Below are 11,635 nucleotides of genomic sequence, written 5' to 3'. Positions count from 1 at the left end.
GCGGCAAAGCCGCCAAGAATGATTTCACCACTGAGCCCGTTTTGCCTCCGCTTGCTATGCGTTGGCACTCAGTATGTCGCGGAATATGAATTTTGTCCCAGTCCCTTTTTATCGGTTATTCCGTATCTTGCTGCAAGCGCTCCTTGACGGCGTTCATCGTCTGCCACCATTGGGCCTCCCAGGGATCGCGCAATGCGATATGCTGCCAAGGCAGTGAATCAGTACCGAATTCTACAAAGTGCCGGATCGCCACTTGTTGGCGGGCGGCCGCAAATTCTGGATAGTGTGCCGGCGCGGCGGTTTTGGCCCAGTCATTAAGCCAGTGATCGTCTTTTTGGTAATTGACCGTTAGCGGCAGGGGAACGAGATGACCGGCGGTGATTCGGTTCAATACGGCCTGATCAGGATAATTGTCACGGTTGGCATTGGCGGCGGCAATGATGGCCGCTGGGGGAAACAACGCATTGAACCGGGCAACGTTGAACAGGATCACGCCGGAATTGACGTAGTCTCGAGAGGTAGCCAGACCAAAGTGCGCCGCCATCTGCGGCATATTGGCGAGGGCGTGGTAGTAAAAATCAGGGACGGCAGCCACGGGTTCGGTGTCCGGTAATAGCGGAAAGAGGGTTGACACGTCCTGGCAGAACAAAACGTCATTATCTGTGTATAAGATCCGGTCGAATTGAGGGAAATACGCCGGCACCAGCAAACGCCAGAAAGTCATGGCGGGGAACCGCGGTGATGCTGCGACCGGGTGAATTTGGTTCACTTGGGCCGGCGGCTGCCAAACCGTCACAAAGATATTGGGCCGACCAAAAAGCTGCGGCAGGCGGCGGATGGCAGCGATGTCGGCCGATCCTAAGCCGGCGGCAACAATCAGGACGTCGAGATGTTCGGGTGCCCGATGAGTTTGGCAGAGAGAAGCCAGGGCTGCTGCCGTCAACTGAATGTGCGGCCCGGTGACAGTGAAAGCTACAGCGTTTTTACTCACAGAAGGTCCCTTCCAATCTTTCGCATCATTTGTCCACGGCCGTCAGGGCCACAGCATTTTGATCAGCGGATAGAGCAAGCCGCTGAGGATGAAAAGGGCCAGTGCCAAGGTCAATATGCTTTGACTCCGGCTGCCGCGCTTGTCCTCTTTTTCCCGCTGTTTGTTTTTTCGCTTGAGCGGGGCGTAATGTTCCTCGTAAGCGAACCGCCGGTCGATGTCGGCGGCGAGCAATTTAGATTTCTTTGACATGATGTTATAATTGTAACAAAATTTGCCTTTTGCGGAAAGAAGCGGCAACAGGTAAGAACCAGCCAACTGAGGGGGCGGCAGTATCACACGAGTGGGGAGACGAGCACAGCGCCGGTATGCACGGACGATGCGCCGAATCATGGCATTGCACGATGACTATGCCGCGATGACGGATGCTGATTTGCAGGCGCAGACCAAGCAGTTTCAGCAGCAGTTGAGTGCTGGCACCGCGCTGGCTGACATTTTGGTACCGGCATACGCGACGGTGGCAGAGGCCGACCAGCGGGTGCTGGGTATGCGGCCCTACGACACCCAGATTCTCGGGGCGGTCGTAATGGCGGATCGTAATGTGGCCGAAATGAAGACGGGGGAAGGGAAGACCCTCATGGCTACACTGCCCATGTATCTCCATGGATTGACTGGCCCGGGGAATTTCTTAATTACTGCGAATGCGTATCTGGCCAATCGAGATGCTGCCCAGATGGGGCGAGTCTACCGGTGGTTGGGTTTGACGGTGCAGGCTGGTGCGAGTGCCAGCGGTCAGACCGGCGATGATGACGGGCGGGACAAGCAAGCGATTTATTCTGCCGACATCGTTTACACGACCAATGGCGCATTGGGGTTCGATTATCTGATCGACAATCTGGCCAGCACGCCCGCTGACCAGTATATTCCCCCATTTCAGTTTGCCTTGCTGGATGAAGTCGATGCCGTTCTACTGGACATGGCGTCCATGCCGCTCATTATTTCGGGGGCCCCCCGGGTGCAATCCAACTTGTATACTTTAGCGGATGACGCGATTCGGTTATTGACGGAAGATGTTGATTACGAATTGTCAGATGATACCAAACAAGTGTGGTTCACCGATCACGGCATCGATTTCTTAGCCCAGTACTTTGCGGTGCCGACCTTGCTGGATAAGCCGCGACGGGCGCTATACCGGCATCTGGTGATGGCCTTGAAAGTCAATTTCACCCTTGTTCGGGATCGGGATTACGTGGTGGCCGATAATCAAGTCTATTTGCTGGATTTAAGCAACGGTCGCAAATTAACCGGTATGAAACTGGAAGCCGGCTTGCACCAGGCCATCGAAGCAAAGGAACACGTGCCGTTAACGCCCCAGACCCGGGCAATGGCCTCAATCACTTTTCAGAACTTGTTTCGCATGTTTCCCCAGCTTGCCGGGATGACCGGCACTGCGATGACTGACGCTGCAGAGCTGCAAGAAACATATGGTTTGCAGGTGGTGCCGATTCCCACCCATAAACCCAGTATTCGGGTTGACCGGCCGGATCAATTGTTTCCCACCGTCCGGGCCAAAGTCGCGGCGACACTGCCCATTGTGAGAGCAGCCCATGCCCGCCAGCAGCCCGTGCTCATTGAGACCGGGTCAGTTTCCATGTCCGTTCTTTATTCCCGCGTCTTACTGAATGAGGGCCTTCCCCACAACCTGTTGAACGCCCGCTCGGCGGCCAAAGAAGCCCAAATCGTCGCCGAGGCCGGCCGACTCGGGGCCATCACCGTAGCCACCTCCATGGCCGGCCGCGGAACCGATATTCATTTGGACCCGGCGGTCCCTGGGCTGGGCGGCTTGCTGGTGATCGGCACCGAACGGATGAGCAGTGCTCGGGTGGATAATCAGCTGCGGGGGCGTGCCGGGCGGCAAGGGTATCCCGGGGCCACCCAATTCTTTACCTCGTTGGAAGACCGCATTATGATTGAACATGCGCCGAAATGGGTCGATAAGTTTCGGCTGCACTACACTGCCCAGGAAGCCGCTCAAGCCAGCGGCGATACGCTGCCGCAGCCGCTGGTTAAATCCAAGTTTCGCCGGGTGGTGGCCAAAGCCCAGAAGGTGACCCAGAATGGTCAACGCTCCAGCCGTTTTCAGACACTGCAATTTGACGAAGTGTTTCGACTCCAGCGACAATACATATATTCTCTCCGCGATCGCGTCATGGTGATGGCGGCTGAACCGTTGAACGCTCTTTTTCAGAAGGTGCTGGGCCGCGCGATTACTGACTTTTTAGCTGATCATTCTGCTGAAAGCGTCGGCGTGCTGGGCGATTTCATTATCAACCACATCGACCGTCATTTTCGGCTCAACGAACTGATCGTCAATCGGACGCTGATGACGCGGCAAAAAGAGCTGCGCCCGTATCTGGCGGCCCTCGCCCAGAAGCAATGGGAGAAGCAGGCCGACCAGCTGCCAGAGGACCAATTTCTCGCATTTCAACGACTGGTTTTTTTGCGGGCGCTGGACAATGCGTGGATCGAGCAGGTCGATACGCTGCAGCAATTGAAGACTGTCGTGGGCGATCGCGCCCGCGGTCAGCGCGACCCGACGTTCGAATATCAGAAAGAAGCGCGGCGGGCCTTCCGCACCATGAGCGGCGACTTTGCTCTACGGGCCATGACGCAGCTGCTGTTGTCCGAGCTGCATGTCGATCCCGCATCAGGCAGCGTAGACGTCACTTTCCCTTAACTTTGGCAGAAATGAGGACTCGACCGTGAGCAGTAACAAACGCCTGTTTTTCAGACGGTTAGCATACACTTTAGCCGTCATTGCGGTGTATCAATTAGGGCAGCACGTATACCTGCCCATGGTGAATATTACCGCTGCCCAGCGGGCACTCAGCGGGGTGCCTTTCTTCCGGTTAATTGCCATGACCACCGGTGGGCAAATGGGTGTCCCCATGCTCCTCTCTCTGGGGATGCGGCCCTACATGACGGCGATGATTCTGGTGCAGGCGGTGCAGACGGTCGCCGCCGACAGTTACGGCCAGCTGAGTTTCAAACAGCAAGGGTACATCGCCCGAGGAATCACGCTGGCCTTGGCGGTCGTCCAAGTCGTGGAGATGCTGGTCGTGATGCGCCAAGCCTTCATTCCCATCTGGCTGCCCGGGACCCGCATTGATCTGGCAGTCCCCATCGCTTTTGTCCTGCTGCTCGCCGGCGGGATGTTCACGACCTGGCTCGCTGATGAAAATACCCAGCACGGCATTGGGGGGACAGTGGTTTTGATTCTCCCCAGTTTGATTGCATCGATGCCGTTACTGCTCCAAAATGGATTAGGGGTGTCCTTCCCGTTAACGTTGGTGCATCTTTGGTGGACGGCGGGCATCAGCGCGGCTTTCTTCCTGATCATGGCGTATCTCAATCAAGCCGAATTGCGTATCCCGCTCCAGCGGACGTTGACCGATATCACTTATGCCCCCTCGTACATGCCGATTCGGCTCTTACCGGCGGGGGCGATGCCGTTCATGTTCTCTGCTGCATTTTTTGCTTTTCCGGCTTTTTTTACTGCGACGACGGGCGCTCGGGCGGGCTGGCAAAAAGTATTGGTCACGTGGACCTCGTTCAATACCTGGCAGGGAATCACCACCTATGCGGTCATTGTTATCGGGTTGGGGTATGCCTTCGGGATGATGAATCTTCAACCCGTGCAAGAAGCGAAAGGAATGCGCAAAGCAGGCGACTACATTCTGAACGTGCATCCCGGGGACGAGACAGAAGCGTTTCTGATGCATCAATTCTGGGTGATGTCGTTTTATGGTAATACCGTTTTGCTCTTGATCGGCGTTCTGCCACTAGTCATCGGGTTGTGGATTCCCGGCGCGGCGAATTTTTCGCAATTTCTGGGGATGATCTACATCTTGATTTCTATCGTTGACATGATCAATCAGCAGGCCGGAGCGCTGTGGAACAAAGACCGATACGACTTGTTTGCTTGAAGAAAGGAGGACCGCTAGTGGATTATCTTTTGCCTGCCTGGCCGAGCGGGATCGATCGTTTTGAACGAGACCCCATTGTCAATTTGGCCCAGTTGTTCAATACCCGCGGGCACTCGGCGATGCTGCTGCTTCTTCAGGAAGCGCCGTGGCTCCGCTATCAGCTGCATACTAACGGCTTGGCCGGCATGCCTTGGTGGTCCGCTTTCGACGCCTTGCAAGACGTGGCGGCCACTGACGGGCTGCCCTGGTCATTTGCTGATTTAACGTGGCCGGACGCACCCCGCGGGGTGATACAGTATCCGCTGTATGGTCCGCACGGTGTAACGATGATGCGGGATGATCGGCCCTGGGCAGCAGTGCAGTTTGCTATGGGCGGATTCGTGGCCGCCGTACAATGGTTCGCGGCGGATGGTTACTGTCTGCAAAAGGATACCTATGACGATCGCGGTTTTCTCACGACCAGTACCTGGTACACAAGCGCCGGCACGGAAACAAAAAAGGAGTGGTTCACCCCGATGGGTACCGTGGCAGTCACGGCGGCAGCCGGTGCCGTGACGGTGAACGCGGAGTGGGCAGCCAAACTGGGGCGGCCCACGTTTACGGATCTTGATCATTTAGTTTTGGCCGTGGCTGCCTGGTATTTAACCGCCCAGCCCGGGGGGCATTTGGTCGTACCGGCAGATCATCCATTGCTTTCTCAAGCGGCCCCACTCACTCAGCACCACCCGCTTGTTGTCCTGCAGTCGACAGAGATGCGGCAAGCGGACTTCATTGAGCCGAGCGACCACTTCGCCCATACGGTTGTCGTGCCGACCCAACGGACAGCAGCGGTGATTCGGCAGAGTGCAAAACCAAAGGCGGCGGTACGAGTACCCGCCGTGCAAGTCATTCCCCCCTTTGCTGCTGAGCTGCGGTTAGGGGAGAGTACTGAGCTCAGCACAGTCACGCTCTATTGGCGAGTCGGTGCGCAACCTGCTCCAGACCGGTTGGCGGTGATTGCCCCCATACTGGTCAACATCCTGGCGGCAGCCCCCGAGCGTCAAATCGTAATTGACTGTGCCTCCGACCGGGATGCACAGACCGTTGTGCTGGCTTGGCTGACGGCCTTGGCCCGCACAATCGGAGTCGCACCCGACAGCGCGGAGTTTCAAGCACTGCAGGCCTTACCGCCGGGGACCGATTCAGTTTCAGAACCAGCCGCTTTGACAGACACGCACCGCGATTCCGCCCAATCTATTCTCAAGCGCTGCCGGATCGCGGTCGCACCGGCCTTAGCAGAAATTGAGGCGGACCTGCAGAAGACACGCTTGGTGGTCGACCTGGCCGACACCCCCGATTTGTTTGTTCAAATCGCTGCCATCAGTGCCGGGTTACCCCAAATCAATCGGGCCGTGACCGGGTTCGTGCAAGACCATCAGAATGGCTTGGTCATCACTGCCGACGATCAATTAGCTGACGCCCTGGATTATTATCTGGCCACCTTCACCCATTGGGATGAGGCTGTGGTGGCCTGTGTGGACCGGTTAGACGGATACGCGGCTGACCAGTTGCTGAAGACGTGGGAGGAGGTCCTAAGGGATGACTAAGCGGGATATTATTCACTTCGGGCCAGCCCCGCTGGCGCTGGCCGATTTGCTGCCGGCCGATTGCGACTATCATGAATGTCCGGCCGCAACGACCGCCATCACGGTTCCTGGTCACGATCCGGTCCCCGTATTTCATGCGCACCGCTTAATCCCTTTTCTTCGCGAGCCGCTGTTTCTAATCAGTGCAGACGCCTTTATTACGACGGAACCGGCGCTGCTCACGCAACTGCCAGCCAATCACATCGTGGCAGACACGCCCACGCTGTTCGCCGGCAAGGCCGCCAGAGTAATGAGTCTCAAGCAGGTGCTTTTGGTCGATTTCGACGACCTTGCCGCCCTCGCTGAACACATCACGGACGATTGGTTTGCTTCTGCATCTGCATCAGGGAAAAAGTTCCCGCAAGACAACGTGGCAGTGTCTCCTGCCTTTCAGGGCCAGGTGCGGCAGACCGGGTATGCAGCACTCACTTTGGCGGGCCGCTTCGGTACCACCTGGCAGCCGCTTGTCAGTTGGCCAACGCCAGTACCGGTGGCTGCTGATCAGAATATCCGGTTTTTGCCAGAAATTGATTGTCGTGATGGTGCCCGGGCTCAGTTTATTATAGGCTTGCGTGATCATGAAACCGGCCAGCTGACGAAGACGGTGACGTTACCGGCTGATCAGCTTGGTACTGGGCTGATTTTTCGCGTCCCCGCCCAGGCTCAAGATGTGGCGCTGCAGCTTCTGGCCACTGGAAAGGGGACCATTACCCTTGGTCAAATGCACATGAATCGTGCCCGCCGGGGTTATGGTCAACTGCAAGTGAACGATGAACGGTTGGTTGGCACCGAACCGCTGAACGATACACTGTTGGCCTATTTCGATGCGGGCAACTTGCAGCCGCCGCTGACCGTTTATTTTTGCAATTTCAATCCGACGGAAGGTTTCTCGGACGCTGCCTTGGTGACCGAAGAAGACCGGCCGTATTTGTTATTCACAGACCCGCGCCTCGTTGGCGGTGCGTTCTATTACGGCAGCGCATCGCTGGAACAACGGGTTTTGGCGATGATCCGCAACGTGCTTCAGCGCTTGGACTTTGGGGCGGATCAGCTGATCATGGCTGGTTCGGCCATGGGGGCCACTGCAGCACTCTACTACGGCGCTCAGCTGACACCGGCCGGGATCGTTGTGGGGCGGCCGCTGGTGAATGTCGGGTCTGTCGCGGAAAACCTGCGAATCCAGCGGCCGGGGGTTTTTCTAGAGGCCGCCGATATTCTGCAGCTGCACAGCGGCGGCACAGATCGCACTGCCGTGCAGGCTCTGAATCAGCGGTTCTGGTCTCAGTTCAAACAAGCTGTTTTTCATGATTTGACGATTGCCGTGGGTTACATGGCGCAAGACGACGAGGATCCTCAGGCATTTGGGCAGCTTTACGCCGATTTGACCGGGAGTACCCAAGCCATCCAGCTTGTCCATAAGGGCTTTCCAGGACGGCATAATGACCAGCCCGATGAAGTGGCCGAGTGGCTTAGTCAGGAATATCACGCCATCATTCAAGATCGGTTCACATCGGCCGGGGAGGAGGCAGCGGAAAAGTGATGACTACAATTTATTTATTGCTTTGGCCGCGCACTTTGACTCAGACGGCGAATGACGGGACGCAGCTGACTTTCTCAGGTCCTGCCGGATCTGTTGCTTGGCACAATGACTTGGCGTCTCCGGGAACCCGCCTGCACACGTGGTCTTCCCGTCCCGTTGGCACCGGCTGGGGTGTGCTTCCGCTGCTCCAGCCGGAAACTGATTATTATATTGCCATGGCGACACAGCTGGAAAAGCAAGCCATGTACGCTGCCGTCGAGGACTACGACACGGCCGATAATCTGCTGGAGCGGACTGATCTGCCGGCACTGGCCGGCAGCTTTTCGTCAACGCCGGCATCTGCCTACTATACGATCAGTCTGATCAACATGCACCAAGTGGATTTTACTTTTCTCTACGGTGTGTTGATGCCTGCTGCGGTCCATGAGCAGGTCACAATGCAGGTGAATATGGACCAGCAGACTGTCCGTGTGGTCAATACCGACGCCTCGGTCACGCAGCCGCGTCGATTGACGCTGGTGCGCCGAAGTGCGGGGACTTTCCCTTTGCCGCTTGCTGGTGCCCGAGATGAACTGTTCATTTATGGGACTAGTGAACAATGGGCGACCGACCAGTGGCGTGCCCAATTAACGGCCAAAGTCAGAGCAGTCTGGCCGGCGGGAATCACACCGCCAATCATTACCGGCGATGCCGGCTTGACGGCTTGCCGCGATGCACTCACCGCGATCCTGTGAACTTCCTCGCCAAAGTCGGCCGCGCGTGTTGTATTATTGAAAGTGAATCTTGAAGAAATGGGGCTCGTTGGTTATGATCTTTTTCCTGAATGGTGCGATTGGGATGGGCAATTCTGGTATTGAACACGCCCAGTTTTACCGTGCTAAGCGTTTTGCCCAAGCGGGTTTACCGTACCGCCTGGTTTATGTGGACCTCATTCCAGAATTGCGGCCAGCAATGAAGCAATGGCATCTGAGCAATCAATCGGTGCTTAACATGTGGGAGTATTTTGTGCTCGGCGACGATTATCTCCAGCACGGTGTGACGCGTACGTTCCCAGCAAAAAAGGATCGATTGCTCATTGACGCGGCTAATACCCACCGGCTCTCGGAATCATTTACCACGGCCGGTCTACATATGGTGAATCACCTGGTCAAATATCCAGATCAGCACAAGCAGACCAGTATTTTGCTGGTCAGCACCGGGCGGACGGAACTCTTCAACATGGCGACCGGTGAACGCCGGGCAGCCTTCGAGTATGTCGACGATCCCCACGCCAAGTTTCAAATCCGGAATATCCACCTGTTCAATCAGAATGGGCGGCACCTTTTCTTCACTAATGAAGTCCAGTTGCGGCGGTATTTCTTCCAGGTCTTGGATACAGCCTTCACCGCACATCCCAATGTCTTTTTGATCGACCGGGGTGAGAAAGCAGAGGAATCGCTCTTCAATAACGACTTACCCGACGCTAAAAAGATCGAGGTGATCCACGCCGACCACTTGTCCAACCGAGACGATCCGAAACACCCATTGTGGAACAACTATTACGAGTATCTCTTGACCCACTTAGATCAGGTGGAGAAAGTCATCGTCGCCACCAATCTGCAGCGCCTGGACTTGCTTAAAGATTTTCCGCAAGCCCAAACTAAGTTCGTGACCATTCCAGTTGGCGGTATTAGTGATACGCCGCCGGCCACCTTGCATGCGAAGCACCAGCCGTTACGGTTGGTGACCGCGTCCCGGCTGGCGGCGGAGAAGCACGTGGATCTGATCATTCGCGCTGTCGCCCAGCTTAATGCCAGCGGGTTGCCCGTGACCTTTGACGTGTATGGTCAGGGTGAGATGCAGGATACATTAGAAAAGACCATCAAGGACACCAAAATGGGCCCGTTCGTCCACCTCAAAGGGTTGTCCAATGACCTGGCTGATCAATACCCGCACTACGATGCCTTTGTTTCAGCGTCTTATTCAGAAGGCTTCGGCTTGACGTATATCGAAGCGCTCAGTGCTGCGCTGCCGGTGGTGACGTTCAATGCCCGCTTTGGCGCCCAGGAACTGATTCACGACGGGGTCAACGGCTTCGTCGCGCCGTTCAAACGGGAAGACGCGGACTTTAACGTTAATCAATTAGCAAACGGCATTCGCCGCTTGGCAGCGGTTGATTATGATCAGCTGCAAAAGCAGACTCGGGCCGACTTGGGCCAATACCAAGACCACGTGATTGCAGAGAAATGGAGGGCGTTGATCGATGCATTATGAGTTAGTGAACAGCATTAACCCGGGGCTAGCCGATTGGCCGGCAATGAAAAAACGGGTCCAAGAGAGCCATGGCAAGATGCTGACACTCGCCTCAGCACCCGGTTTTCTCGGCGTTTTACAGGAAGAAAATGTCGCCGGGGTCAACCTAGTTGATATTGTGACCAAACGGGTTTACCACCCCGGTCACTATCTCTTCTGGGACGAGGCACCAATACCGACCCCGACCAATCTGATGATGCAGTCCGATGGGTTCATCGACTTGATTTATGACGGTAGCCGGATTGGCACGATGCAAGTCTACGAAAAAACGCGGCGGGCCGTGAAAGAGATTCGGTATCTTAATCCCGACGGCACGACCGACTACATTGAAGAGTATGCTTTTGATGGCAGTCATTACACTAACATGTTTTATTATCGTAACGACCTCCAAGAGATCCAGTTTTTGAATAATGTCGGTCAAATCTGCTTGCGTTTCTTTTTCTACGATAAGCAAATCAACTTGGTCACTGTGGAAGATCCCGAAACCGGGACTGTCGTTCATCGGTACAATTCACTTCCTGAATTTTATGCCACTCACCTGAGCGGCATTGTCGGGCCGCAGGATACTGTCCGTATCGATTATATGGCAGCGGAGTTGTTTGCCCTGAAGAACACCAAGTCGCATAATATTCTGCATTTGGTTGAATCTCCCTTTGATGACAATAATGAGATTAGGGGGAACCTGGAATTGATTTTGACTGACAAAATCAACTACGTCCAAACCGTGGAGATGTCCCAGGCAGCCTATAATGCACTGGTGATGCGCCATTACCCGGTTGTTAAAGCCAAAGTGGTGACTCCCTGAGGGTAGGAAAATTTTCGACCAAACATGTTATTGATTTACATTTTCTGCGTCGCAGCCATTACTGGTTGCGGCTTTTTTGTACATTTATTCGACATTTACCGGTTATTGAATCCAAATCAACATAATAATCAGATTGCAAATCATTGGGGCGGGCCGTATGCTTATCTTGTGACAGCTTTGGGGAGCAGTCCACCTTTTTTGATATTAAGGCGATTACATAAACCCCCAAAAGAATAACGGTCATAGACCGGAGGATGAGTATGGGGAAATTTTCACACAATGCCTTTTCCGAGTTTTTCCGTGTCAACAGTAAAAAACGGTTCCATCTATATAAATCTGGGAGCCGGATTTAAAATTGAAGTGCAACGGCCGTTGAGCTAGACCAATCCACTTGGACCG

The 11,635-nt window shown here is 55.1% G+C and carries 9 protein-coding genes; 7 read left to right on the top strand and 2 right to left on the bottom strand.

From position 1 onward, the window contains the following. Positions 1-115 precede the first annotated feature (115 nt). Both L248_RS10300 and L248_RS16115 read right to left on the bottom strand, forming a co-directional pair. Positions 116-991: a glycosyltransferase gene (locus L248_RS10300; RefSeq protein ID WP_022530153.1), complete on the bottom strand. Its 876-nt coding sequence runs from the start codon at positions 989-991 to the stop codon at positions 116-118. Positions 992-1,033: 42 nt separating this feature from the next. Next, positions 1,034-1,381: a hypothetical protein gene (locus tag L248_RS16115; RefSeq protein ID WP_196812030.1), complete on the bottom strand. Its 348-nt coding sequence runs from the start codon at positions 1,379-1,381 to the stop codon at positions 1,034-1,036. Between L248_RS16115 and secA2 the strand changes: the two genes are divergently transcribed. The 7 genes from secA2 to L248_RS10260 all read left to right on the top strand — a co-directional run bounded on the left by secA2 (position 1,380) and on the right by L248_RS10260 (position 11,236). Then, complete coding sequence (gene secA2 / locus L248_RS10290; RefSeq protein WP_245585304.1) at positions 1,380-3,725, top strand: accessory Sec system translocase SecA2; 2,346 nt, start codon at positions 1,380-1,382, stop codon at positions 3,723-3,725. The genes L248_RS16115 and secA2 overlap by 2 nt on opposite strands. 25 nt (positions 3,726-3,750) lie before the next feature. Continuing rightward, the gene (locus tag L248_RS10285; protein ID WP_052000001.1) at positions 3,751-4,974 is read left to right on the top strand and encodes a hypothetical protein; all 1,224 of its coding nucleotides are present in this window, start codon (positions 3,751-3,753) and stop codon (positions 4,972-4,974) included. Between the two features lie 17 nt (positions 4,975-4,991). Continuing rightward, on the top strand, positions 4,992-6,560 hold the full coding sequence (gene asp1, locus L248_RS10280) for an accessory Sec system protein Asp1 (RefSeq protein WP_040536247.1): 1,569 nt from the start codon (positions 4,992-4,994) through the stop codon (positions 6,558-6,560). Further along, on the top strand, positions 6,553-8,139 hold the full coding sequence (asp2, locus tag L248_RS15290; protein WP_022530148.1) for an accessory Sec system protein Asp2: 1,587 nt from the start codon (positions 6,553-6,555) through the stop codon (positions 8,137-8,139). Before asp1 ends, asp2 begins: the two co-directional genes overlap by 8 nt. Beyond that, positions 8,139-8,873: an accessory Sec system protein Asp3 gene (locus L248_RS10270; RefSeq protein ID WP_040536244.1), complete on the top strand. Its 735-nt coding sequence runs from the start codon at positions 8,139-8,141 to the stop codon at positions 8,871-8,873. The genes asp2 and L248_RS10270 overlap by 1 nt, the downstream gene beginning before the upstream one ends. A 73-nt stretch (positions 8,874-8,946) precedes the next feature. Then, positions 8,947-10,392, top strand: coding sequence for a glycosyltransferase (locus tag L248_RS10265; RefSeq protein ID WP_022530146.1), 1,446 nt, complete (start codon positions 8,947-8,949; stop codon positions 10,390-10,392). Further along, complete coding sequence (locus tag L248_RS10260; protein ID WP_040536240.1) at positions 10,382-11,236, top strand: hypothetical protein; 855 nt, start codon at positions 10,382-10,384, stop codon at positions 11,234-11,236. The genes L248_RS10265 and L248_RS10260 overlap by 11 nt, the downstream gene beginning before the upstream one ends. Positions 11,237-11,635 lie beyond the last annotated feature (399 nt).

Origin of the sequence: Schleiferilactobacillus shenzhenensis LY-73 (assembly GCF_000469325.1) — a bacterium.
Taxonomy (GTDB): Bacteria; Bacillota; Bacilli; order Lactobacillales; family Lactobacillaceae; genus Schleiferilactobacillus; species Schleiferilactobacillus shenzhenensis.
This window is presented reverse-complemented; position numbering and strand designations above follow the sequence as displayed.